Annotated in this window: 22 protein-coding genes; 8 read left to right on the forward strand and 14 right to left on the reverse strand. The window is 45.5% G+C overall.

All coding sequences use genetic code 11. The annotated features are described in order from the left end of the window. Positions 1-14 precede the first annotated feature (14 nt). From IUA53_RS12805 to IUA53_RS12825, 5 genes are all read right to left on the reverse strand, one after another. Complete coding sequence (locus IUA53_RS12805) at positions 15-299, reverse strand: EF-hand domain-containing protein (RefSeq protein ID WP_231401149.1); 285 nt, start codon at positions 297-299, stop codon at positions 15-17. Between the two features lie 231 nt (positions 300-530). Continuing rightward, positions 531-2612, reverse strand: a complete 2082-nt coding sequence (locus tag IUA53_RS12810; RefSeq protein WP_196897216.1) for a putative bifunctional diguanylate cyclase/phosphodiesterase — start codon at positions 2610-2612, stop codon at positions 531-533. Between the two features lie 218 nt (positions 2613-2830). After that, a complete protein-coding gene (locus tag IUA53_RS12815; protein WP_044056590.1) occupies positions 2831-3274 on the reverse strand; it encodes a tellurite resistance TerB family protein in 444 nt (147 codons plus the stop codon). A 97-nt stretch (positions 3275-3371) separates the two neighbouring features. Continuing rightward, a complete protein-coding gene (locus IUA53_RS12820) occupies positions 3372-5024 on the reverse strand; it encodes an ATP-binding SpoIIE family protein phosphatase (protein ID WP_196897217.1) in 1653 nt (550 codons plus the stop codon). A gap of 46 nt (positions 5025-5070) precedes the next feature. Beyond that, positions 5071-5376, reverse strand: coding sequence for an STAS domain-containing protein (locus tag IUA53_RS12825; protein ID WP_044056587.1), 306 nt, complete (start codon positions 5374-5376; stop codon positions 5071-5073). A 218-nt stretch (positions 5377-5594) separates the two neighbouring features. On the opposite strand from IUA53_RS12825, the gene yciH reads away from it, so the two are divergent. The 3 genes from yciH (at position 5595) to pheA (ending at position 8229) form a co-directional block, all read left to right on the forward strand. Further along, positions 5595-5927, forward strand: coding sequence for a stress response translation initiation inhibitor YciH (gene yciH / locus IUA53_RS12830; protein ID WP_044056586.1), 333 nt, complete (start codon positions 5595-5597; stop codon positions 5925-5927). A gap of 45 nt (positions 5928-5972) precedes the next feature. After that, positions 5973-6776 carry a response regulator gene (locus IUA53_RS12835; protein WP_044056585.1) on the forward strand — a complete coding sequence of 268 codons (804 nt, stop codon included), beginning with the start codon at positions 5973-5975 and terminating at the stop codon, positions 6774-6776. A gap of 271 nt (positions 6777-7047) precedes the next feature. After that, positions 7048-8229 carry a prephenate dehydratase gene (gene pheA / locus IUA53_RS12840; protein WP_044056584.1) on the forward strand — a complete coding sequence of 394 codons (1182 nt, stop codon included), beginning with the start codon at positions 7048-7050 and terminating at the stop codon, positions 8227-8229. Between the two features lie 76 nt (positions 8230-8305). On the opposite strand, the gene tyrA is transcribed toward pheA, so the two are convergent. Next, complete coding sequence (gene tyrA, locus IUA53_RS12845; protein WP_044056583.1) at positions 8306-9454, reverse strand: bifunctional chorismate mutase/prephenate dehydrogenase; 1149 nt, start codon at positions 9452-9454, stop codon at positions 8306-8308. 40 nt (positions 9455-9494) lie between these two features. Next, the gene (locus IUA53_RS12850) at positions 9495-10586 is read right to left on the reverse strand and encodes a 3-deoxy-7-phosphoheptulonate synthase (RefSeq protein ID WP_044056582.1); all 1092 of its coding nucleotides are present in this window, start codon (positions 10584-10586) and stop codon (positions 9495-9497) included. Positions 10587-10983: 397 nt separating this feature from the next. Here IUA53_RS12850 and IUA53_RS12855 point away from each other — a divergent pair, with 397 nt between their 5' ends. After that, positions 10984-11703: an enoyl-CoA hydratase/isomerase family protein gene (locus IUA53_RS12855; protein WP_196897218.1), complete on the forward strand. Its 720-nt coding sequence runs from the start codon at positions 10984-10986 to the stop codon at positions 11701-11703. Between the two features lie 226 nt (positions 11704-11929). Here the strand turns inward: IUA53_RS12855 and IUA53_RS12860 are convergent, their stop codons facing one another. From IUA53_RS12860 to IUA53_RS12890, 7 genes are all read right to left on the reverse strand, one after another. Then, entirely contained in the window at positions 11930-12571 is a 642-nt protein-coding gene (locus tag IUA53_RS12860; protein ID WP_196897219.1) for a trimeric intracellular cation channel family protein, read from the reverse strand. 130 nt (positions 12572-12701) lie between these two features. Beyond that, complete coding sequence (gene rplS / locus IUA53_RS12865; protein ID WP_044058798.1) at positions 12702-13061, reverse strand: 50S ribosomal protein L19; 360 nt, start codon at positions 13059-13061, stop codon at positions 12702-12704. Positions 13062-13079: 18 nt separating this feature from the next. Continuing rightward, positions 13080-13841, reverse strand: a complete 762-nt coding sequence (gene trmD, locus IUA53_RS12870) for a tRNA (guanosine(37)-N1)-methyltransferase TrmD (protein ID WP_044056578.1) — start codon at positions 13839-13841, stop codon at positions 13080-13082. After that, a complete protein-coding gene (gene rimM, locus IUA53_RS12875; protein ID WP_044056577.1) occupies positions 13842-14363 on the reverse strand; it encodes a ribosome maturation factor RimM in 522 nt (173 codons plus the stop codon). A 23-nt stretch (positions 14364-14386) separates the two neighbouring features. Continuing rightward, positions 14387-14638, reverse strand: coding sequence for a 30S ribosomal protein S16 (gene rpsP / locus IUA53_RS12880; protein ID WP_044056576.1), 252 nt, complete (start codon positions 14636-14638; stop codon positions 14387-14389). A gap of 203 nt (positions 14639-14841) precedes the next feature. After that, entirely contained in the window at positions 14842-16164 is a 1323-nt protein-coding gene (locus IUA53_RS12885; RefSeq protein ID WP_196897220.1) for a M20/M25/M40 family metallo-hydrolase, read from the reverse strand. Positions 16165-16243: 79 nt separating this feature from the next. Beyond that, positions 16244-16876: a DsbA family protein gene (locus IUA53_RS12890; protein ID WP_196897221.1), complete on the reverse strand. Its 633-nt coding sequence runs from the start codon at positions 16874-16876 to the stop codon at positions 16244-16246. A 254-nt stretch (positions 16877-17130) separates the two neighbouring features. Between IUA53_RS12890 and IUA53_RS12895 the strand changes: the two genes are divergently transcribed. The 4 genes from IUA53_RS12895 (at position 17131) to IUA53_RS12910 (ending at position 24731) form a co-directional block, all read left to right on the forward strand. Next, positions 17131-18408, forward strand: a complete 1278-nt coding sequence (locus IUA53_RS12895; protein WP_196897222.1) for an O-acetylhomoserine aminocarboxypropyltransferase/cysteine synthase family protein — start codon at positions 17131-17133, stop codon at positions 18406-18408. A gap of 290 nt (positions 18409-18698) precedes the next feature. Then, complete coding sequence (locus tag IUA53_RS12900; protein ID WP_196897223.1) at positions 18699-20474, forward strand: ABC transporter transmembrane domain-containing protein; 1776 nt, start codon at positions 18699-18701, stop codon at positions 20472-20474. Positions 20475-20578: 104 nt separating this feature from the next. Continuing rightward, positions 20579-21634: an efflux RND transporter periplasmic adaptor subunit gene (locus IUA53_RS12905; RefSeq protein WP_044446682.1), complete on the forward strand. Its 1056-nt coding sequence runs from the start codon at positions 20579-20581 to the stop codon at positions 21632-21634. Continuing rightward, complete coding sequence (locus tag IUA53_RS12910; RefSeq protein ID WP_196897224.1) at positions 21627-24731, forward strand: efflux RND transporter permease subunit; 3105 nt, start codon at positions 21627-21629, stop codon at positions 24729-24731. The genes IUA53_RS12905 and IUA53_RS12910 overlap by 8 nt, the downstream gene beginning before the upstream one ends.

A 24731-nucleotide genomic window follows, 5' to 3' on the forward strand; every position in this document is an offset into this window, starting at 1 on the left:
TCTGCCCTACGGGACTAATCCCCCGCTTTGTTAGGAGCGGTACTGCCTGGGGTGAGTTTACTTTTTGCCAACTCAGTTTCCGTTAATTTGCCATCTTCGTTGTCGTCAATTAATCCGAAGTTACGCAAAAGCTCAGTATGGCGTACCGCTTCTTTCAGTGATATGACACCGTCTTTATTAACGTCTAATTGCTGCATTAACCGTTGTGCGGCGGTGGCGTTTGCCTCTGCCACCATAATCCCTTGAAGGGCTGCTATGGTAAGTAACAATAAAAATACTTTCTCTCGCCGTTTCATCATGAATCCTCCGCATTGCTGCATATCTATAAATCCCTTATTGCGCTCTTCTTTTTACTCAACCCCTGGCGCGTCACTCATTATTAGCATAGCTAATTTCGAGCCAATGCAAAATAAACCATAAATAATAACAACTTAAAGCCTACCTTTCCGTTTAACGCTTAACACAATGTCTCTTATTGGTAACACTTTTACCCATAGTTGTGTAAATCGGGAGAGCGTGAAAAACAAACACTATTGTTTATTCACCAAAGCGGCAACATCAAATGCGGCGGGCATTTCAAGTAAAGTAGAAAGGGGGACAGGTTTACTGAACATATAACCTTGAATTTGATCACACCCGTGTTCGGTGAGATATTGCCACTGGAACGGACCTTCAATGCCCTCTGCACATACACTCAAAGATAGCCGTTTAGCTAAATCTATAATTGCCCCCGTCACCAGTTGGCTGCGCTCAGAGGTTTCCAATTCCCGGATAAATTGCTTGTCTATTTTTAATGTATCTATACTTATTTGCGTAAGATAACTTAACGACGAATAGCCGGTTCCAAAGTCGTCCAACGCAATCGCACAGCCCATATTACTCATCCGTTTAAAAAACTTATTGGATAACGCAAAGTTTTCTAGATAGGCCGACTCTGTCACTTCAAATTCTACGTATTCGGGATTCACCTGATACGATTGGAACACCGTATAAATATTATCGAATAGATGGCTATTGCGTAAATCATGCCCTGATAAATTAATGGACACCCGAAACCGCTTATTTAGCCACTGCCGTAAACGGGGTAAATCTTCACTAACACGCTCTATTACCCATTGCGTTATGGCACTTATCTTTCCGCCTTGTTCAGCAATTGGAATAAATTCACTCGGCATTACCATACCGAATTCTGGGTGTTCCCAACGTAGCAAGGCTTCTAAGCCCACTATCTCAGCGTGCTTATTAACCTTAACTTGGTAGTACACCTCAAACTCGTTTTGGCTTAGGCTTTGCTCAATGGCGTTTGCTAAATGTAACTTCCGCTTATGGGAAGCCACCATATCCAGGGTAAATACGGTAAAACTGCCCCGCCCTTTTGCCTTTGAACGGTACATTGCTAGGTCAGCATTACTCATTAACTCACTTAAGTTGTAGTGCGCATCTGCTGCTTTGGCGATACCAACACTAACCCCCACCGTCAGCGACAAGCCTCTTAGGTTGAAAGGTTGTTCAAATGCAGCAATAAGACGAGAGGCTAAACTTTCAATACTGGCATCTCTCACATCGCGGTCAGGTAAAATAAGAAACTCATCGCCGCCTAAACGCGCCACAAGATCCCCTTCGCGAACCAGGTCGCTCACCCTATCTGCCACTTCAATAAGAATTAAATCGCCGGTTTCATGACCTAATGAATCGTTAATGCCTTTAAAGCCATCTAAATCAAAAAACAGCAAGGCTAAATCATCATTGTTACGCTTTGCTCTGGCTAACTCTAGTTTAAGGTTATCAAGTACAAACTGGCGATTGGGTAAGCCGGTTAAACTGTCATAATTCGCTAATCGAGACATTTCGTCTTGCTGTTCAATTAATATTTGTTTTTGTTCATGATTAATAAGTAGCTCTACTTCAATCATTTCAAGCAAGCGGTTAATGCTGTCGCCAAGGGCTCCCACTTCGTTGTTGTCCACTAGGTGGTTTCTAAGCGCATAGTCTTTTGTTTCGATGACCGAGTGCGTAAACGACGTTAAATTCGTCAGCGGCTTTAATAAACGGTGTATCCAATACAAACTGCAAAGTACGCAAAACAACCAAAATGCAAAAACAAGCGGAAAGATTTGCCAAAGTAATGAGGAAATACCGCTAGACACCGACGATTTGGTATCAAAAAATAAAACCAGATACCCATCGGGGTATATGTCTTTCCCAATCGTATGCCTTACCGCAATTGCATGCTGATCGTACGAACTGCCCTCTGGTAAGGCCTGAACGTCAGCCTGTTGAAAGAATGGCTCGATAAGCCGTTGGCCTACTCGCCCAGCTTGTTCTTTTATGAGTGTAGCGTCGCTGTTATAAATACGGGCCCCAATAAAATGGTCATTGGTGCTGAACAGTGAAACAATTGTTTGGGTAAATTCTTCAGGCAGGTTTACATCTGTCATATGGGGCTGAATCATCGTCGCCACCGCTTCACTATAAGTGCTGGCATGCTCTTTCGCTGACGCCACATAGGTGATTTTGTGCTCGCTGACTGCCAACCACAGAACTAATAACGCCATTAAAGACAACGACACTGTGATGATAATACCCACAGGCCCTTTGATAGACTTAAACACTTAAACGTCCTCATCTTTCTGCCCGTTTAACGTGTTTTGGGTCAGAAAAGCTACTGCAACTTAAAAAATACCAACTATTGACTAATTGACAAGTAAAATAAAGCCGACGTTTATAGCATATTTTAAATTAAAAGGTGAATGTTTAGCCGTTTCATCGCAAGTTTGGGTTGATATTCGTCAACCCAATAAGGAGGGAGTCGGGTTATTCGTATTTATACTTACACTTCACCATCGGTAACCGCCAATTTGGTTTTAATAAATTGACTATGGGGTATGTGAAGCAAATCTGCAATGCGACGAATAGTATGTTCTTCAATAGGCGCAATCGCGTTGTCTGCATAGGCGACTTCCCACAAACTTTTTAATATGGTGTGTTTTTGCTGATTGTCGCAATGCGTATTAATGACTTGGGTAAATTGCACCAGGTCTACCGCTTCCTCAGCAGAAGCCTGCCCTTCTTTCGCTAAGGTCGCCAGGGCTTCTTGGGAAAGGGAAAATTGCCTATAAAGCTGTTTCTTATAAGCTTCTAACTCAGCCTCTTCGATGTTTGTATCTGCGCGTATAATCTCACTTAATAGTGAAGCGGTAGCAAGTTCCACGGTAAGCTCAGGTTCTTGTGTGGACGCATGAGACTCAAATAATTGCAGTAACGAACGCAACATAACGGTTTACTCCTAACTTTACTCAATTCGTTTTCACTACATATCACAACTTTGAATAAATACGCCGCGTATGCGCTCAAAAGTAGAGATACATCGTTCAGTTAGTAACGTTTGTCTTTAGTAAACAGATTATTTTGCTGCCACCTTCTTCAAAGAGAATGTCATGACATAAGCTTTTTATCAGCGCTAACCCACGTCCAAACGTCGCTTCTTCACTGGGTTGAGGAGAAGCCTGGTATTCAAAGCCTTCACCGCTGTCTTTAACCGACACTTTAATGAGGTTGTCTGTAGGTAATGCTGTGATGTTAATATTAATAAAACCATGCTCAAGCGCAGCTAAACGTAACTCCCGCTCAGCATAGTAGTGAGCAAACCCTTCTGTTGAATGTTTAATTGATGAATCCATTTTTAGAATGCCATGTTCCAACGCATTGCTAAACATTTCAGAAATAACCGTAAATAAGGTTGAACGCACCAACTGGATTCCACTGCATTGAGATGCGACTTGCAACACCCGCTGTAATACTCCTTCCAGCTTTAAATGCTGATGTGTCAACGCTATATCAATAGAGGCCGGAATATCTAATTCAACAGGGGCGCATTTGTGTAACGCCAACGGCTGGCTTTTAAACACCACAACAGTAACATCGTCATCGAAAACATGATGATTATTGTAGGATTTCGCATGTTGATAAAGCCCATTGGCAGTGACCACCGCGCTATTAAGGCACCACTGCCGAATCCCCTCTTCTCCTAACATTTCTTTTTTATCGTTGGTGACTTCCATCAAACCATCGGTATAGCAAACGAGTTGGTCGCCATGGCGCATGGTTAACGTGTCGCTATCACTATTGAATTCTTGGCTTTCAAGAATACCCAATGCCATATGCTTGGCGTTTAAACGGCGGACGTCTCCATTTTCGGAGACCAACAACATTTCTGGCATCCCTCCCTGCCACAACGTAAGGCGCTTGCCGTCTGCACCAATTTCACCAATCACTGCCGCCATAAACATATCGGCAGGTAAAAAGCGTAAAAGCACATTGTTTAATTCTAACGCGAGTTCACTCACCGCGAGACCTTTCGCGGTCATTTCCTGAAAGGCGCGGGTGACGGGGAGTGCGCCAATGGCAGAGGCAAGGCCATGGCCGGTAAAATCTCCCACGAGAAAATAGAGTCCGCCACTTGGGCTGGGCTTACAAATAAACACATCACCATTAAAGGTTTCAGCAGGCGCTAGGTGATGATCAAAATAGGTGAGGATCTCGTCTTCATTAACAATGGCGTGGCTGAAGATGTGCTCAACAATGGCATGTTCGCGAGCCACCCTTTGTTGGTAGAAACGTAACGCTTTGTTTTGCTCTTCTATTCGAGCGCTTAACGCCCAAATTTTCTCATGGGCTTTAATTTTCGCGGTTAGAATATGTTTGTCAAACGGCTTGGTGGCAAAGTCGTTGCCGCCAACTTCGAGGCATCTGACTAAGCTTTCTTTATCGTCTAATGCTGTAATGAATAATATTGGAAGATAGCGGTTTTTAACATGCTCTCTTATTTTTGGCGCCACCTCAAACCCGGTTAAGCCCGGCATAATGACATCCAACAAGACTAAGTCGGGAGGTTGTTGGACGATGATATCTAGCGCGGCCTCTCCGCTTTCAGCTTCAATGCAATCGGTAAATCCGGCCTCACGCAACATGCACAATAACAGTGTACGATTAATTTGCTCATCATCAACAATCAGTATTTTCATGCTATTACGTCAATTAAAATTCGCGGCATTAATAAACTGTCGCCCATTATCGTAGCGTAAACTTTTTATCAAATCGGGAAATTTGCAAAATACGCGCAACAGGTGGTCTAGCGTTTACAATGCTGTAGGTGAGATCTTTCCCTGTCAGCGCCTTTTGCATATTTAACAGCATTCCGAGGGCAGAGCTATCCATGTATTCTGTTTTCGCTAAATCTACCGAGATATGGTTAATACCGCTAGGCAAGTCTTTATATGCTGCACGAAACGCCTCGACTTTACTGAAATCGAACTTTTCCCCTATATCCACTATGAGGGTTTGATTGTCGCCACTGACGCGAGTATTCACATCCATAATGCCTCCATTATTCGCAAGTGCGGTTGGTGCGCAAATTTTCCAATAACGGTCATCTAAAAAAGAGTTTCTGATAAGAAAGTAAGCGCTTATTTGCTATCATTCATAGTAGCTTAGTTTAAAACCTATGCCAGCGATGTGTTTTTATCAATTGGTCTAACGCTAGACAGCACATCATTGGCTATAAAAGGGGTCATGAGCACTTTTAAGGAGGTGATATGCAAGATTGGCAAGACGCACTTTTGGTGTACAGCACAGAAAGTGGAAAAATAAAAAACTCGCCTAAAGAAGAAACGCGTTCTGTTTCTTCAGATGGTATTGTACGCATTCATAGAGAGACAAAAGGTCGGAAAGGAAAAGGCGTATCTCTTATTAAAGGACTAGACTTAGCCCCAGACGAGTTAAAAAAACTCGGTACAGAGCTTAAGAAAAAGTGCGGATGTGGTGGCGCTGTCAAGGACGGCGTTATCGAAGTACAAACCGACGATCGAGAAAAACTAAAAGGCTTGCTGCAAGCAAAAGGCTTTAGCGCTAAAATCGCTGGAGGTTAACAATAAACCTTCAATTTCCTTAATAAATAACAAAAAGAGTCTGGAATGGAAAAGCTGTCAATTTCTGATTTACACATTATTCTCGTTGAGCCCTCGGATACTCAACGTAAAATTATCACTACTTTATTGCTTAAAGAGAAAGTAAAGGAAATTGACCCCGTCAGTACCCTTTCAGAGGCAATGTCAGCAGTGAAAGCCCATGGCGCGGATTTAATAGTAAGTGCCATGTACTTTGAAGATGGCACCGCCATAGACTTATTGAAATTTATTAAGGAAAACGACGAGTTTAAAACGATTCCTTTTATGTTGGTATCAAGTGAAAACCGAATCAGCAAATTGGAAGAGTTTAAGCAAGCCGGTGTTGCCGCTATTCTTCCCAAGCCCTTCGAGCCTCTGCACTTATCTCGCGCCCTTAACGCCAGCTTAGATCTTATCAATCACGATGAGCTAGAACTTGAGCTGTTTGATATTCATGATGTACGTGTGCTTCTGGTAGACGACAGTAAACTAGCACGTAACCATATTCGTCGCGTACTAGAAGGGATGGGTTTACAGCGCATTAAGGAAGCCGAAAACGGGGCCATGGCACTTACCTTTATTAAAGATGAGGCCTTCGACTTAGTGGTAACCGACTACAACATGCCGGAAATGGATGGCAGAGAGTTGTCAGAGTTTATTCGCTTTAACCCAGAAACCACCCACATTCCTATTATTATGGTGACGTCGGAGTCAGCGGACAGCGCCCACATGGCCAACATCCAGCAGACGGGCGTTAATGCCTTATGTGACAAACCCTTCGAGCCTACAGAAGTACGCCAGATGTTAGCAGCGCTGTTAGGCAACGAATAATCTGCTTCGCGCTGGTCAGATAGCGCGCTCGTCTATCTTGTTATGCGCACTGAATCAAGAGGTAAGTACAATTTCTCTTTTCACCATTGTAATAAATGGTTGACAGAGCGCACGTGCAAGCATAAAGTTTGAGGCATGAAACAGAATAATATGTATGCAGTAGCTTTCTTTTTTGCGTTTATGCTCTTTAAATAGGGAGGCGCAGCTACATGCATAAAAACCTCCCTCAACGGGAGGTTTTTTTTTAGCTTTTATCAACAAGTGGAAAACTATGTCAAAGAACGCTTTAGACGCCGTAAGAGAACGGATAACCGCCTTAGACAGCGAACTTCTTACGCTACTGGCTGAACGTCGAACCCTCACTAACGAAGTTGCTGAGACCAAAATTAAGCATCACATTCCTGTACGCGATCAAAAGCGTGAAGAACAGCTGCTTGTTCGCCTGATAAAAGAAGGTAAGGATGTAGGCCTAGATCCCCACTACGTGACCCAGATTTTCCATGTCATCATTGAAGATTCTGTACTTAATCAGCAAGCCATGTTGGCCGAGCGCGCTAACCCTGGCAGTACGCTGCCATTGAATCGCGTAGCATTCTTAGGTGATAAAGGCTCTTATTCCTATTTAGCCACACAGAAGTATTTTTCACGTCGCCCGGGCGAGCTATTGGAAATAGGCTGCCAAAGCTTTAGCGAAATAATTCAAAAAGTAGAAAATGCAGAAGCCGATTACGCGGTATTGCCCATTGAAAATACAACCTCGGGGAGTATTAATGAAGTTTACGACCAGCTTCAGCATACCCAACTTAGCATTATTGGGGAGCTTACCCACCCTATTCGTCATACCCTGTTGGTAGGAGCTGACACAAGCATAGACAAAATTAAAACCTTGTACGCTCACCCTCAGGTATTTACTCAGTGCAGCCACTTTCTTGCAGAGCTTGGCAATGTGGAAGTAAAAACCATGGATAGCACCTCTTCGGCCATGCTTACTGTCAGCGAAATGAAGCGTGATGACGTAGCGGCAATTGGGAGTGAAGCCGGTGGTAACCTTTATGGGCTTACGGCAATAAAAAGCAACTTGGCCAATCAAAAAGAAAACCACAGCCGCTTTATTGTTGTCGCACGTCAGCCTGTTGTTGTGCCGCTTCAAGTTCCGGCTAAAACAACCTTGGTCATGTCGACAATACAAAAACCCGGGGCGTTAGTCGAAGCCCTGTTAGTCCTGCGCGACAATAGCATTAACATGACTAAGCTTGAATCTCGCCCAATTCCCGGCAACCCATGGGAAGAAATGTTTTACATTGATGTAGAAGGCAATGTAGAAGATGGACCTGTGCAAAATGCCATAGATGCATTGCGCCCTATTACTCGCTATATCAAAGTCCTCGGGTGCTACCCAAGTGAAGAAATCAGTCCCACCAAAGTGGCGGCGGCCAGCGCCCTAGCGGAATAATTCACGGCGTTCTCACGCATAAAAAAGCGACCAATAGGTCGCTTTTTTATTAGACTGTCGTTGCCTTAAAACAACACTACGTTTTATTGCGAAGTAGCTGTCCATCATCGGCTTTCAATAGCAACTGTTTGCTATCCACTAAACAGGTTTTTGCGTACTCACCGAACCATTGCCCAATGTCGGAAAATTGAGCAATAAAGGCGTCTTTGTCACCCTGTTCAAGCAAGGTCAAAGCCAGGCCAAATCTGTCATAAAAACGGCGCAACAAGGCAAAGTTATCTGGATTATTAAAGATAATATCAGCGTAAAGCGCGGGAGCTTGTGCAAACAATCGCCCCACCATTGCCAATTCAAGCCGGTAGATGGGAGAGCTAAACATAGTGAGGCTTTCAAGATCCGGGTTTTCACCCTTTAAATGCGCTCCATACACAAAGGTATTAAAGTGACGCATGACTTGAATATAGGCCATGGCTTTATCATGCTCTTGCGACGTACTTTGATGAATAGTGGCGCCCCAAATACGCATTTGATCAATTAACCAGCGATAGCGTTGCTGTTGACGGCCATCACAGACCACCACAACTTGCTTAATCATTCCCGGTGCATCTGGGCCAAACATAGGATGTAATCCAACCACGGGGCCTTGGTGAGCTTCTAACATGGCCTTAAGTGGCTTATCTTTGATACTAGTAATGTCCGCGAGGATACAATCCTCTGGCAGCATGGTAAGTTGCGCAATGACGTGCTCAGTCACATTGATAGGCACGGCAACAATGACTAATGCTGCCTGACTTAAGGTTTGCTGGGCATCGCCTGATTGCCAGTCTTCTTGTTCCACAACGGTAACCTGATAGCCACTGCGTTCGAATAAACCCACGAATACCTTACCCAAAGCACCAGCACCACCAATGACAACAACCTGCCCTAAAGACGGGTTAACACAGCGATATCGATTGTTTTGAGTATGATATGACTCACGCATGATTCTGCGTAGTAAATCTTCGGTGAGGTCGGGCGATACACCTTGTGCTTCTGCTTGCGCACGGCGAGACGTAATGAGGGCTTTTTCTCTTTCAGGCACATAAACTGGCATACCAGCTTCGGCTTTTATTTGTCCGACTTGCGTTGTTAGCGCACTGCGCTTTGCTAAAAGCTCGACGAGCTGTGAATCCAGCTCGTCAATTCCTTCACGCAGCGTGTTCAATTGCTGCGAAAAATCTGCCATTACCTGTCATCCTTCAAATCAAAAATGCACGGCTGCCTTATTAGGCCACGTCTGTGCGTTTATTTTGACGTAAGGGTAACACAGTTATTAATTTATCTCTGGTTTGGCTTATTAATGTTTCTGTGGTTTCCCAGTCAATACAACCGTCGGTAATAGAAACACCAAACTCCAGCTCTTCCGGCTTTTTACCGTCAGCCTTTTGGTTGCCAGCCTTAAGGTGGCTTTCTAACATAACGCCGATGATAGATTGGTTACCTTCTAAGATCTGATTCACTACGTTTTGCGCCACGAGCGGCTGTCGACGATAGTCTTTTGATGAATTAGCATGGCTACAATCAACCACTAAACCGGCCGTTAGCCCTGCTTCTTGTAATTCTAACTCGCACTCAGACACGCACACAGAATCATAGTTTGGCTGTTTGCCACCACGCAGGATAATGTGCCCATCTGGGTTACCACTGGTTGCAATCACACTCACTTGACCTTGCTTGTTGATACCCATGAAACGGTGACCTGATGCCGCCGATTTAAGTGCATTTATTGCGATGTCTAAGCTACCGTCTGTCCCATTTTTGAAACCCACAGGCATAGAAAGGCCACTGGCCATTTCACGGTGAGTTTGCGACTCAGAGGTACGTGCACCTATCGCAGACCAGCTGAATAACTCAGCCAAGTATTGCGGGCTAATTGGGTCTAATGCTTCAGTAGCAACAGGCAGTTCTAATTCAGCTAACCAAATCAGTAATTCACGGGCTTTACGCAAGCCGGTTTCGATATCAAATGAGCCATCAATATGTGGGTCGTTAATCAATCCTTTCCAGCCCGTGGTGGTTCTTGGCTTTTCGAAGTAAACACGCATAACAATAAATAGCGTGTCTTTGCATGACTCGTGCAGCTCTTTCAATTTAAGCGCATAGGCTTTGGCCGCTTCAATATCGTGAATTGAGCACGGGCCGCATACCACAAGCATGCGGTGGTCACGGCGGTGAATAATGTCAGAAACAATTTTGCGCGACTCAGAAATAGCGGCTAACGCTTTATCCGAAACCGGTAACTCTGCGCTAAGCGCTTCGGGGGTTATCAACACGTCTTCGGCACTAACGTGGATATTATTTACAGTGTCCTTAATCATGGGGCTCTCTTAACTACTAAAACAAGAAAAATGTAAACGTTAAAAGAGGGCGTACTTTAGTGTAAACTTAATTGTACAAGAAGGCGCTTCTATATTTCTTTAACGTCATTGACTTTTTAACAACTTACGATTAATAGCGCAAGCTTTTGCACATAATACTTTAATCTAGGATAGATTCGTAGCGAAAGCGCATGAAAATAAGGCATGCAAGACACTCGCCTGCGCACTTTTTAATCACTTGTGAGCATTTTGCCGCCGTGGATTTATCCTAAGGCCGCTAAGCATACGCCAAAGCGCCAGCCCCTTTTAATTGAATAAAATAAATAGTATTGATTTTTAAATCCTATCAAAGTGTTGCAAGATACGCCCAAACATTGATAGTAGAAGTGAAAAAAATATGCATGCTCTTTCCCAACTCACCTTTGAAGGTAACGTTGCCATACTCACCCTGACGGCAGGTGAAAACCGTCACAACCCAGCCTTTGCGCAACATTTATTAGCGCGCCTTGAAGACATACTCGCCAATGAGGTCTGTAGCGCGCTAGTGCTTACGTCGGACGATGAAAAATACTTCAGTTTGGGCATAGATACAGACTGGTTAATGCCCGCTATGCAGCATAAGCAATTCGACGATATTAAAGACTTTATGCACACTATGGATGAGGTGTTTAAAACCTTGTTGCTTTACCCTATTCCGGTGATTGCTGCTATTAACGGTCATGCCTTTGGCAATGGTGCCATTCTCGCTTGTGCCTGCGATTTTCGTTTTATGCGCGCAGATAAAGGGTTTTTCTGCTTTCCTGAGGTAGATTTATCTATTCCGTTTTTACCCGGCATGATCGAATTCGTTAAAAAGGCTATGCCTTACTATCGCTTCAACGAGATGAAGTTATCGGGGCGACGGGTTTCTGGTACTGAACTGGAGCAGGATCATGTGATTGAACGTGCGTTCGACTCACAAGAAACCTTAATGGAAGGTGCAATTAACTACGCAAAAACCTTCGATAAAAAACGCAGCATATTTGGCGAGCATAAAAAAAGGTTACACAAGTCAATGATTGACACAATCGATAATGAAAATGGTCACTTTATTGATAACTTAGTGTTGATGGTATAGCAAAAAGCGCCAAGTAAGACCGCCCATAGGCGATGCAATTAAAGCAATCATGCTTTGGCCAATTGAGCACTTCGAAAAAATTCACCATTTACATGGTGCAATTCTTCATTCGATCTTTTTTGCATTGTCTATTGTTCCCACGGGCGAACGTTATTGTCATTTTACACAACAGCAGAATAACTATTCTGCATAACAGATGAAATTTTCAACTGTTTAAGAGGCGCGTTTATGGCACTTTTTCGCTAGGCGCTGCGTTGCGTTTTTTAAAAAGATTAACACGCCAGCCCCAATGCTCAGAGCCAACTCGCAACAAAACAGTGACCAAGATGGAACCGACAATACACCAAACGTAGGGAATATCTAACGAGAATAGCGCCGCATAAGTAAGCCCACCCGCTAAACACGCCGAGGCATACACATCGCCCTGCATAACTAAGGGAATTTCTCTGCACACAACATCTCGCATGAGTCCTCCGAATATACCCGTCGTCATTCCCATGGTAATAGCGACAATCATACCGCTTCCATTGATTAAGGCTTTCTCTATGCCCATGATGTTAAAAATGGCGAGCCCCACGGCATCAACAAAGATGAAATAGTAATTCGATAGCGGTGGCATATAGCGGATAAACAAAATGGTACCGATAATGGCAGAATAGGTGGAAAGGAGATAATCAGGGCTACTGATCCAAAAGATAGGTTCACCTAAAAGCACGTCTCTCACCGTGCCCCCGCCCAGTGCTGTCATTGCCGCCACAACCACGACACCAAACCCATTGATCTTTTTTTCGTGCCCAAGCAGGGTGCCTGAAACGGCAAAAAATGCCACCCCTAACACGCCAAGAAAGTGAAAGTATTCTGTTGTCATTCCGTTGCGCTCCCGACGTTCATATCTTTTATTCTTAATTAGCGGGGGAATAGATCGGATTAACAGGCACAAAAAAACCCGCTTAAAGCGGGTTTTTTCGAAGTTAACAATAACGCAAGGATTAGTAATCTTAGTTAAGCTTCTCTTTGATACGTGCAGATTTACCTGAACGCTCACGTAGATAGTAAAGCTTAGCACGACGAACCGCACCGCGACGTTTAACTTCGATTGAAGAAACTGCCGGGCTGTGTGTTTGGAACACACGCTCAACGCCTTCGCCGCTAGAAATTTTACGTACGGTAAAAGACGAGTGCAGACCACGGTTACGCTTAGCGATAACAACACCTTCATAAGCCTGAAGACGCTCTTTGTCACCTTCGGTAACGCGAACTTTAACAACTACTGTGTCACCTGGACCAAACTCAGGTACATCAGTTTTAAGCTGTGCTTGCTCAATTTTCTTGATGATATCTTGACTGACTTTGCTCATCATATCCTCTCGTCCTAGTTAACTGTCATCTTGCCGCAACAGTGCTTGATAGTGATCAAGCAAACGTTGTTGCTCCTCAGTCAGAGCTAGGTGATTTAACAAATCAGGGCGACGCTGCAAGGTTCTACCTAAAGACTGCATCAATCGCCACTGCCTAATTTTTTCATGATCACCACTTAACAACACCTCGGGCACCTTTTGACCATCAAGTATTTCGGGCCGCGTATAATGCGGGCAATCCAAAAGACCGTCAGTGAAGGAATCTTCTACTGCTGAGGCTTTATGCCCCAACACGCCAGGAACTAACCGTGCAACTGCGTCCATTAAGACCATTGCAGGCAATTCACCGCCGCTTAACACGTAATCACCAATAGAAATTTCTTCATCTACATGGCGTTCGATCACACGTTCGTCGATACCTTCATATCGACCACATATTAAAATAGTGCGGTCGATATTAGCCAAGCGCTGCGCGCCAGCTTGATCAAGGGGTTTCCCTTGGGGTGATAAGTAGATCACCTTGCTATTTTCGCCACCCACTTTCTTGGCGGCTTGTATTGCGTCGGTAAGCGGTTTTACCATCATCAACATGCCGGGGCCGCCTCCGTAGGGGCGATCGTCTACTGTTCGATGGCGGTCATGGGTAAAGTCACGGGGGTTAAAGGTATCAACCGATAAAGTTCCAGACTTAACTGCTCGTCCAATCACACCCTGTTGGGTGAAAGGGGCAAACATATCTGGAAACAGGCTAACAACACCAAACCACTTTTCCGGCGTCACTTAAAACCCCGGATCCCAGTCAACTTTAATGACCTTCGCTTCCTTATCTACCTCTTGTACAACTTCATCGAATACAAAAGGTAAAAGTCTTTCTTTTTGACCAAAAGCATCGCCCACATTTGCTTTAACGTGAATCACGTCATTCGCACCTGTATTAAACACTTCTTTCACCACACCTAAGTCGTAACCTTGCGTTGTTACCACTTGCATGCCGGTGAGCTCACGCCAATAAACCCCTTCGTCACCTAAATCAGGCAGCTGTGAAGCATTTATGTTGATATCCAAGTTTTTGATACGTTCTGCATCATCTCGGCTATCAACGCCCACAATTTTTGCAACGAGGCTTTTACCGTGCGGTCGCCATTGGTCAATTTGGTATTCTTTTTCTTCACCAAGAAACCATGGTAAGTACTCAAAAATACCTGCTGGTGTTTCTGTATAGCTGTTGATTTTGACCCAACCTTTAACACCGTAAGGTGCGCCAATTTTGCCAACAATCACTTTGTCAGACGCTAGACTCATCTATACTCACCAGTTAAAACAGCTTACGCTGCAGATTTTTTAGCTTCTTTTACCAAGCTAGAAACGCGCTCTGATAAGCTCGCGCCTACGCCAACCCAGTATTCAACGCGCTCAAGATCGATGCGAAGACGTTCCGCTTGACCTTGTGCAGTTGGGTTGAAGAAACCGATGTTTTCAATGAAACGACCGTTTCTTGCACGACGGCTATCAGCCACCACTAGTTGATAAAATGGACGCTTTTTCGCGCCACCACGCTGTAAACGAATAGTAACCATAAATGCCTCAAACTCGTTGTAGCGTTACCGTTAACTTAAGCCTTCGATTAACGTCTAAAAATTAGACGCCAATTGGAAGGCCGCCGAATTATACGGATATAGCGGGTGAATGCAAGTGTAAATGCAATATTGAAGGGGATTTAGTGAACAAACACCCGCTTGGAGCACAATGCTCCACGTGAATGCAGTAACCTATTGTTATTTTATTGAATTCCGTATTCGCCTAAACGATAAAGCAATACCGCCGTTTTGTGCATATTTTGCGAAAAGGTTGTCATGTCAGCCACTTCATCTTTGGTGTGTCCGCCCTCACCCATAAGGCCTAGGCCATCAATCGCCATTTCAACATAATTTGCCGCAAATGAAATATCTGCAGCGCCCGCATTTCGTGGGTTAACAGGTGCAATTGGGCCATAGCCCAACGACTCACTCACATCGCTATACATTTCAAGTAACGCGTAGTTCTTATCTGTCGGCGCCATTGGCGGATAACCTTCTTCGAACGTTAATCGCCCAGAAGTATGCAATAGGCTATCTGCCACGATTTCTTGCATCACCTGCTTCGCGTGCTCTAGTTCCTGCAACGACAATGTGCGAATTCCGCCTTTTACCACTACGCTTTTGGCCACCACGTTGGTCTTTCCAAATGCCTGCAATGTAGAGGTTTCAGCATCGGTGCTCACTTCAGTTCCACCCGCTATCAGGCCTGGGTTGAACGTAATATTGCCTACACCTGCTAACTTTTCACGAAATGCATTTAGAATACGTGCAGTTTCGAATACCGCACCATAGCCTACTTGGTCAGTAAATATTTGTGAGGAGTGGGCTGGCTTCCCTGTTACCTCTAACTGCCAGTTAATAGACCCTCTGCGGGCAACAACCGCGGTCTTTATATCGCCATCAGCATCTTCAAAGCCCAATGCAATGTCAGCCCATTTCGCCGCATCAATTAGCGCTTTTTTCGATAACGACAAGGGTTTACCACTACTTTCCTCATCCCCCGTCATCACCACCTTGATGTTAACCTTGTCTAATAAATTAAGGGCTTTGAGGGTTCTAAGCGCGGAGATAATAATCACATCGCCACCTTTCATATCAGTTATCCCTGGCCCTGCAATGTGGGTATCATCCACTGGTAAAAAGGTTTGAAAATGATCATCTTTCGCAAAAACAGTATCTAGATGGCCAATCATCAAAATTTTCGGCCCCATGTTGCCATAGCTTGCCACTAAATGACCAGCGCGATTAAACTCACTACCATCAACCCACAGGGTTTCAAACCCTAACTCTTCAAATTCGGTTGCATAGGCTGCCCCTACGGCTTTTACTCCCGAGAAATTCATGGTGCCGCTATTGATGTTAACGGTTTTTTCTAGCAATGCTTGAGATTGTTGAAGGTGTTGATTGATGTGATGAACTATCTTTTCTTCAATATCGTTGCTATTTGCCATACAAGGTTGACTGGTCAACACAAGAAGGCTAACTAACAACGTATTAACGTCGATTCTTTTAATAAATTTTATCATTACTGGATTATCTCTTGAGCATAGTAAGAACGATGAATAACGAGAGTAAAGCGCCCACTCGATAAAGTACAGAGGTTGCTTACAGAGCGAGTTTAGACAACCGAGACAATGTAAAGGTGGCGTCGTTATAGTCATGAGGAAGGTATTGATAGCCTTTGGGCGCCTTTAAAATTAAACTAGGAAAACCCTGCGCGCCAATGGCTCGCCCCATGTTGATTTCTTCAATAAGTTGGTTTTGGGTGTCTAGGCTATTTAGGTCTTTTTCAAACTGTGTGCTATTCAGGCCTATCTCGCTGGCCAATGTCACTAGGGTGCTATCGTCCGATGGATTCATAGCATTGAGGTAGTACCCGTGCTGAATGGCACTGATCATGGGTAATTCTTTGGTAACGTCTTGGTTTCTGGCTGCTATAACTGCCCGACAAGAGGGATAGGTTGAACGACGAGGCTCGCATTTTTCCCAAAAATCAAAGTTAAACTGTGTGCCTGGAACTTTTTGCATAATAGTTCGCCAGTAGCCGCTGATAGCAGCCTGCATTGCGCTAGGCATCGGCTCGTTAGAGTCAGGCGCTAGACCGCCTAATAAATAGCGTACCTTTATATGTTCTGGCAAATTCTGTTTTATTTCTGCCCAAGTAGGGGCAAACGCCCAACACCAACTGCACATGGGGTCGTGCACATAGAAGAGAATGGCTTGGCTATCTTGTGGCATTATTCAAATTCCTGTTCGTTCTTTAATTCATGCTGGCGAGGCAAGGCCATGTTAAGTGATTCACGTTCTATCAATAGAGAACACGCCCCTTCTCAAATGAGGCACGCCTCACTTGCCCTATGTGGAAACCTTAGATGTTATAACTTTTTATTTACAACATACCATTTAAGACTTCACAAGTGCTCATTTTTACACTACCTTAGATAGACGTCTAAACGTCCAAATAGAAATTCTAACTCCTTAAGGTATGTTCAATGAAACCTGAAACCATAGCATTACACGCAGGCTATACTAGCGAAGAAACCACGAAAGCGGCAACCACGCCTATTTATCAGACGACTTCATACACGTTCGATAACACCCAACATGGCGCGGATTTATTCGACTTAAAGGTGCCAGGTAACATTTATAGCCGCATTATGAACCCCACCAATGCAGTATTAGAGCAACGCCTAACAGAATTAGAAGGGGGCGTTGGCGCCCTGTCGGTGGCCTCTGGCATGGCCGCCATTCGCTACGCCATTGAAGCTATTGCTGAAGTGGGTAGTAATATCGTGAGCGTGGGGCAGCTATACGGTGGCACATACAATTTATTCGCCCACACGTTTCCACGCCAAGGCATTAGCACCAAGTTTGTACAAGCCAATGACTTCGATGGCCTAGCCGCGGCAATTGATGAAAACACGAAAGCAGTATTTTGCGAATCTATTGGTAACCCAGCGGGCAACGTAGTAGATATTAAACGCTGGGCGGATATTGCCCACGAGGCTGGCGTGCCACTCATTGTAGACAACACTGTTGCAACCCCGGTTTTATGCCGTGTATTCGATCATGGTGCCGATATTGCCGTGCATTCACTCACAAAATACATTGGTGGCCACGGCACCACAATAGGTGGGATTATTGTTGATTCGGGTAAATTCGATTGGGCCGCTCATGCCGATAGATTTAGCATGCTGACAACACCAGATCCTAGCTATCACGGCGTCACTTACACAGAAGCACTTGGTCCAGCAGCCTACATTGGTCGTTGTCGTGTGGTGCCGCTTCGTAATACAGGCGCGGCACTTTCAGCGCAGAGCGCTTTTAATATTATGCAAGGGCTAGAAACCCTCTCACTACGTATGGAACGCCACTGCGAAAACGCAGAAAAAGTGGCCGCCTTTCTAGAAAAGCACCCTGTCGTGAATTGGGTAAACTATGCGGCCTTGCCTACTAGTGATCACTACGATACTTGCCAGCGTATTTGTGGAGGTAAAGCAGCGGGTATCATCAGCTTTGGTATTGAAGGTGGAATTACTGCAGGTTCAAAATTTATTGATGCACTTAAGTTAATTCTGCGCTTAGTTAATATTGGCGATGCTAAGTCTCTCGCCTGCCACCCGGCAAGTACTACCCACCGTCAGTTAAATGCTCAAGAACTGGCTTCTGCGGGCGTTAGCGAAGATATGGTTCGTATTTCTGTGGGGATAGAACATATTGACGATATTGTGGCTGATATTGAACAAGCATTGGCCGCCAGCCAACGCTAAATATTAACCTAGTAACTTGGTTACTGAGACGACCAATATTGGGGTTCGACACGCAGACGAGAACCCCAAATCCCCTCCTTATAATAGCGTCTATATTTCACTTCAGCTCCACCCACCTGATTTACTGCATCTGTAGTCGCATGAGTAAATCAACATCAGTCAATTCAGCGTATAGTCTTCAATATTCCTAATTTCTGCCGAACTCACGAATACGTAAACGACACAGAATTCGTGGGTTACAGGTTCAGGGTTGCCCCAAAAAAAGTTCGAAATATTACAAAGAGGTTATTTTGGCTACATCGCTCAATGAAGTGTCTACAAAGCAAGTATTGCAATGGATTGGTTCCCATTTATATCAGTATAAGAAACGTGTGGCTGGCGCCGTAGTTGCTTTGTTTACTGCCGCTATTGCCTGGCTAATGCTCGGACAAGGTATTAAGTATGCTATCGACAGTGGTTTTGTAGAAAGTGCACCAGAAATATTAAACAAGGCCACGGTCATCGTGCTAGGGATCACCCTTGTGGCCTGCCTTGCCACCTATGCACGATTTTATCTAATGACATGGCTAGGTGAGCGGGTAAGTGCCGATATTCGCAAACAGGTGTATGCCCATTTATTATCCTTACCCCCCTCTTTTTTTGCCGAACTTCGCACTGGCGAAGTGATTTCTCGTTTTACCAGTGACACCACTATTATACAAACAGTAGTAGGGATGAGTTTATCCATGACATTGCGCTCAGTGGTCACCTTTTGTGGCGCCCTGGTGTTGATGGGCATTTCCAGCCCTCTGCTTACATTTTGCGTGATTGTGGCAGTACCCGCTGTACTTGTACCTATTAAAGTCCTGGCACCACAGGTTCGTCGATATGCAAAACTAAGCCAAGACAAAGTAGCGGATTTAGGGGCGCATATCGATGAAAGCTTACATGAAATTATGACGGTTCAAGCCTACACCGCTGAAAACAAAGAACGGGCCCATTTTACGTCTAGAGTAGAACTTGCCATGGCCGCAGCGAAAAAGCGTATTCATTATCGCTCATTGCTCATAGGCTGCATTATGTGCCTGAGCATGACCGCGATTATTTTCATTGCTTGGGTGGGCGCTAGACAAGTATTTGAAGGCAGCATGACCGTTGGTGAATTGTCCGCTTTTCTATTTTATGCAGTCATGGCTGGAGGCAGCATTGCCACAATCAGTGAAGTTATCGGTGAAGTACAAAGGGGGGTCGGTGCATCCGAACGCCTCTACCAATTGTATTACACTCAACCCGATATAATCAGTGTTGATAGCACCGATGCTCAACCAGGGATACATGACGCTACACGCACCTCTAATGCGCCAACCATTACACTCGAAAAAATATCCTTCTCCTATTCAGACCAAGCCCCACTGTTTGATCAGCTAAGTTTGCATATTAATGCGAGAGAGACCTTGGCACTGGTTGGCCCTAGTGGCGCGGGAAAAACAACGCTATTCCAGTTGCTCATGCGTTTTTACGACCCCCAGCAGGGCCATATACTGTTTGATGGCGTGCCTATCTCATCTTTGCCCTTGCCCACGGTTAGGCAGCAAATTGCAATTGTCACGCAAGACCCCGTGGTGTTCGCAAGTAGTGTGATGGAAAACATTCGATATGGAAATGAAAATGCCTCGGATGAAGATGTGATAAGTGCTGCTAAACAGGCTTTCGCCCATGAATTCATCGACAATTTAGACAATCGTTATAACACCGAACTTGGCGAACGAGGCGTGAAATTGTCGGGTGGACAAAAGCAACGTATCGCCATTGCCAGAGCCATTTTAGCCAATCGGCCTATACTGTTACTCGATGAAGCGACGAGCGCCTTAGATGCCATGAGCGAGCGCATGGTTCAACAAGCCATGAATCGTCTCATGCAAGGAAAGACCAGCATTGTCATTGCCCATCGCCTTGCCACTGTGCAGCATGCCGATCGTATTGTTGTGATGGATGATGGCAAAATTGTAGCCACAGGCACCCATAGTGAATTGATGAAAAGCGATACCTTGTATAGGGAATACGCTGAACTGCAATTGCTTAGCTGAACCGCCTATGGTGCTATACAGTACTAAAATGAGCAGGCTATATCGGCGATTTTTTAGCCAAACCTATTCAACAAATAAAAATAAAAAACGCTTCGGGATTTAAAATGAAAAATGTGTTTAACCAGTATGCTAGGGCTTCTCTATGTTGCCTCGCACTGGCGGTAGCTAGCGCGCCAAGCTTTGGCCAGTATGTAGGTGATCAACAAGCAAAGCTTGTGGTAACTCAACCTGTCACTTTTATGCACGAAACGCGCAATGTGGAAGCCGTTGGAAGCGCGGAAGCCGTGCGTTCAGTGACGCTTTTCTCCCCTGTTTCAGACGAGGTTGAAGAAATTCACTTTGTACCGGGTCAATCCGTTGAGGCAGGTAAAATACTTGTTCGATTGGATGACAGACGCCAACAAGTGGCCGTCAAACGCGCAGAACTTACCCTTGCTGATGCCCAAAGAACCCTCGAACGCTTAGCGTCAAGCTATAAAAAAGGCGCGGTGCCTATTAGTGAACTGGATTTAGCCAGAACGCAGCGAGACCTCGCAGAGGTAGCGCTTGAGGAAGCAAAGGTGGACTTAGAAGACAGGCATATTGTAGCGCCCTTTGATGGCGTTGTTGGCATCACCGACATTGAAGAAGGTGACCGCATCAACGAACAAACCGTCATCACCTCCATTGATAATCGTTCTAAGCTATTTATTAATTTCAAAGCGCCTGAAGCCGCTTTGCCAGTTTTACTCAATGCGCCCGAGGTTACCCTTGAACCTTGGACTGATAGGGAAAACACCCTGAAAGCAGAAATTGCTCAAGTGGATTCTCGTATCAATGAGACAGACCGAACCCTACGGGCACGGGCTTTATTAGACAATTCTGCAGATAAATATCGTCCGGGTATGAGCTTTCGCGTGCACTTGAGCATCAAAGGTGACAAATTTGCGGCCATTCCCGAAGCCGCTTTGCTGTGGGGCGCTAATGGCGCTTATATCTGGCTAGCAGAAGACGGCAAAGCAAAGAGAGTGGATGTAAGTGTTCACCAACGCCTTCGAGGCACTATCTTAGTCTCTGGCGATATTGAAGAAGGGGATACCCTGATTTCAGAGGGTGTTCAACGACTTCGTACTGGGCAAGCCATCACCACTGAGCTAGCCGGGGGCCTTAGCAATGAGTAAGGCGCCGATGACGAATGATTTACCTTCATTATCCATACGTCGACCGGTGCTGATTGTTGTTTTAAATCTGCTGATTGCCATTGCCGGTTTAGCCGCACTGAGCGGCCTAGAGGTAAGGGAACTCCCCGATGTTGATACACCCACAGTGACGGTGACCGCCTCTTACCCTGGCGCCTCCCCTGAAACAGTAGACGCGGAAGTGACAAGCCGTTTAGAAGGCGCGGTGGCTCGGGTAAGCGGTGTAAAAAATATTTATGCCCAAAGCGAAGAAAATTCAGCCCGTGTGCGTGTAGAGTTTCGTCCCGGCATTAACTTAGAAGACGCGGCCAACGAAACCCGTGAATCGGTTAGTCGAGTTCAACGACAACTCCCTGAAGACGTGGAACAAGTTTCTATTATCCGCGCCGACAACGACGCCCAAGCCGTGGTTAGTCTTGCTATTTCGAGCAATACGTTAGATATGGAAACCCTGACCGAACGGGTAGATACCGACGTTGCGCCGTTGTTTTTAAGTATTCCAGGTGTGGCAGACGTGAGTTTAAGCGGCGATCGCGCCCACGTACTTCGAGTGTCCGTCGACCCGCTTCGCCTTACCAGTTTCGGCTTGTCGATGACCGATATTGCCGACGCCCTAGTCCTTGCGCCTTTTGATGTGCCGGCCGGCAGTATTCAGTCAGCAGATCAAGCATTGATTGTACGTGCTGATGCGACATCGGTGTCAGCTCAAGATGTTGGCGACATTGTCGTTAGTGGCGATATACGCATTAACGATGTGGCCAGTGTGTATTTTGGCCCCGCGGACAGCTCAAGTGTTGTGCGCTTAGATGGGCAACCGGTTATTGGGGTGGGGGTTATTCGACAAGCGAGCTCAAACACCATAGAAATTTCTGATGAAGTGCTGGCAATGGTAGCCGACCTTGATAAACGCTTTACCGACATGGATATTGTCGTGACTGCTGATGATGCCGAATTTATTCGCGACTCAGTTAAAGAAGTGGTGGTTTCACTTAGCTTAACCGTGGCACTTGTTGTCGTGACCTTGTTGGTATTTATCGGCAGTTGGCGGGCCACCATAGTCCCTGCTCTTTCAATACCGGTTTCACTTGCTGGCGCATTGGGCATTATCTGGGCCATGGGTTTTTCCATCAATATTCTTACGTTACTTGCACTGGTGTTAGCCACCGGCATGATTGTAGATGATGCCATTGTCGTCTCTGAAAACATCCAGCGCCGACGTGGCATGGGTCTCGGTGCCCGAGCCGCGGCTGTGGTGGGTACACGTGAGGTCTTTTTTGCTGTTATTGCTACCACGGCGGTATTGGCCTCGGTGTTCATCCCCATTGCGTTTTTGCCGTCTACCGCGGGTAGATTGTTTAGGGAATTTGGCGGGGTACTTGCTGGCGCTGTGATTATTTCTTCTTTTGTCGCCTTGTCTCTGGTGCCAGCATTAACCGCTCGATTAGCAGTGAAAAAGCAAAAACAGTCTGGCTTCTTTCACGCTACGTTTGGCCGATTTGGCCACGCTTGTCTTCGTGTTTACCAATATACATTGGTCAAAGCACTAAAATATGCATGGCTCGTTGGTGTCCTGAGTTTACTGGCTGGTGGTGGCGCTTATTTACTGGCGAAAAATATCGACAATGAGCTTTTACCCAGTGAGGACAGAGGCACTATTCGCATCTTCGCGCGGGGCCCCGATGGGGCTGGATTAAACTTCATGGATAGACAAGCCGAAAAAATGGAAGAGATGCTGCTGCCATATGTTGAAAACGGCACCATAGATTCAATTTATACGGTAGTAGGCAGGTGGGACCCGAATATCGTTTTCATTACCGCCCCTTTACAGCACTGGGATGACAGAGATAAATCCCTTCAAGATGTGGTATCTGAAATCCGTCCTGGGTTACAAAATATTCCTGGCGCTCCGGGTAACGCCTTTGGTGGCAACAGTTTGAATTTACGTGGCCAAGGTGGCGGTTTGGAAATTGCCCTTACCGGCGATACTTACGATAACATTCATAAAGCCGCCATGGCATTTGCAGCCACCCTTGAAAGCGAACTCCCTGAACTTGGCCGCCCCCGTGTGAGCTATGACCCTACACAACCACAAATGCGCGTTAACATTGATAGACGCCGTGCAGAAGAACTGGGCGTGCCGTTAAGTGATATTGCCAGCACACTCACCGCGGCAGTGAATGGTGATGATATCGCTGATTTAAATGTGGGCGACCAAGCTATTCCTATTATGTTGCAGACAAACAATAGAAGCACGGTGAACCCTTCAGACTTAACCAACTTGTACGTTAAGAGCAACGATGGCAACTTAATCCCGCTTTCGAGTTTGGCGTATATCACGGAAGAAGGCGTTGCTGCCGAGCTTGAACGCCAAGCCCAGCGACGTGCCATTAAGGTAGAAATGGAATTACCTGAAGACATTCCGTTAAGTGAAGTGGTGGAAAACGTGCGCACCCTAGCGCAGCAGAACCTGCCTGATGGCATCGGCTTAGTCTTTTTAGGCGAAGCGCAAACCTACGAAGAGACATCGCAACAAGTGGCGTTAACCTATGTACTTGCCTTCGTCATTGTATTGCTGGTATTGGCGGCTCAGTTTGAAAGTGTGAATAGCGCAGTAGTGGTCATGCTAACCGTCCCCTTTGGGATCGCAGCTGCCATTTACGCACTGTATTTAACGAGCACCAGCATTAACATTTATTCGCAAATAGGCTTGGTTATGCTTATTGGCCTTTTAGCCAAAAATGCCATTTTGTTGATAGAGTTTGCTGATCAGCTCAGAGACAAAGGTTTGAGTGTTTACGATGCCATCGTAGAGGCAGGTAAAGTGAGATTGCGCCCTATTATGATGACACTGGTGTCAACCATATTAGGTGGCCTTCCCTTAATTCTTTCTACTGGCGCAGGCGCCGAAGCACGTAACGCCATTGGCTGGGTAGTATTTGGCGGCTTAGGCATAGCGGTGGTGTTTACCCTGTATCTAACCCCGGTACTTTATCTGGCTCTTGCTCGATTTACTAAGCCTAGAGCCGATGAAACCGACCGGTTAGAGCGTGAAATGGAAGCCGCTGGCGAACACGTATAA

It is taken from the genome of Alteromonas sp. B31-7, from assembly GCF_015767655.1.
Taxonomy (GTDB): Bacteria; Pseudomonadota; Gammaproteobacteria; order Enterobacterales; family Alteromonadaceae; genus Alteromonas; species Alteromonas australica.

Bases quoted from the DNA above. Each gene is read 5' to 3' on its own strand.
- IUA53_RS12860 (WP_196897219.1), bottom strand. From the start codon at position 12,571: ATGACAACAGAATACTTTCACTTTCTTGGCGTGTTAGGGGTGGCATTT.
- IUA53_RS12855 (WP_196897218.1), top strand. From the start codon at position 10,984: ATGCATGCTCTTTCCCAACTCACCTTTGAAGGTAACGTTGCCATACTC.
- rplS (WP_044058798.1), bottom strand. From the start codon at position 13,061: ATGAGCAAAGTCAGTCAAGATATCATCAAGAAAATTGAGCAAGCACAG.
- rimM (WP_044056577.1), bottom strand. From the start codon at position 14,363: ATGAGTCTAGCGTCTGACAAAGTGATTGTTGGCAAAATTGGCGCACCT.
- IUA53_RS12890 (WP_196897221.1), bottom strand. From the start codon at position 16,876: ATGCCACAAGATAGCCAAGCCATTCTCTTCTATGTGCACGACCCCATG.
- rpsP (WP_044056576.1), bottom strand. From the start codon at position 14,638: ATGGTTACTATTCGTTTACAGCGTGGTGGCGCGAAAAAGCGTCCATTT.
- IUA53_RS12835 (WP_044056585.1), top strand. From the start codon at position 5,973: ATGGAAAAGCTGTCAATTTCTGATTTACACATTATTCTCGTTGAGCCC.
- yciH (WP_044056586.1), top strand. From the start codon at position 5,595: ATGCAAGATTGGCAAGACGCACTTTTGGTGTACAGCACAGAAAGTGGA.
- IUA53_RS12805 (WP_231401149.1), bottom strand. From the start codon at position 299: ATGATGAAACGGCGAGAGAAAGTATTTTTATTGTTACTTACCATAGCA.
- IUA53_RS12910 (WP_196897224.1), top strand. From the start codon at position 21,627: ATGAGTAAGGCGCCGATGACGAATGATTTACCTTCATTATCCATACGT.
- IUA53_RS12820 (WP_196897217.1), bottom strand. From the start codon at position 5,024: ATGAAAATACTGATTGTTGATGATGAGCAAATTAATCGTACACTGTTA.
- IUA53_RS12825 (WP_044056587.1), bottom strand. From the start codon at position 5,376: ATGGATGTGAATACTCGCGTCAGTGGCGACAATCAAACCCTCATAGTG.
- IUA53_RS12850 (WP_044056582.1), bottom strand. From the start codon at position 10,586: ATGATTAAGGACACTGTAAATAATATCCACGTTAGTGCCGAAGACGTG.
- IUA53_RS12905 (WP_044446682.1), top strand. From the start codon at position 20,579: ATGAAAAATGTGTTTAACCAGTATGCTAGGGCTTCTCTATGTTGCCTC.
- IUA53_RS12885 (WP_196897220.1), bottom strand. From the start codon at position 16,164: ATGATAAAATTTATTAAAAGAATCGACGTTAATACGTTGTTAGTTAGC.
- IUA53_RS12815 (WP_044056590.1), bottom strand. From the start codon at position 3,274: ATGTTGCGTTCGTTACTGCAATTATTTGAGTCTCATGCGTCCACACAA.
- pheA (WP_044056584.1), top strand. From the start codon at position 7,048: ATGTCAAAGAACGCTTTAGACGCCGTAAGAGAACGGATAACCGCCTTA.
- IUA53_RS12895 (WP_196897222.1), top strand. From the start codon at position 17,131: ATGAAACCTGAAACCATAGCATTACACGCAGGCTATACTAGCGAAGAA.
- tyrA (WP_044056583.1), bottom strand. From the start codon at position 9,454: ATGGCAGATTTTTCGCAGCAATTGAACACGCTGCGTGAAGGAATTGAC.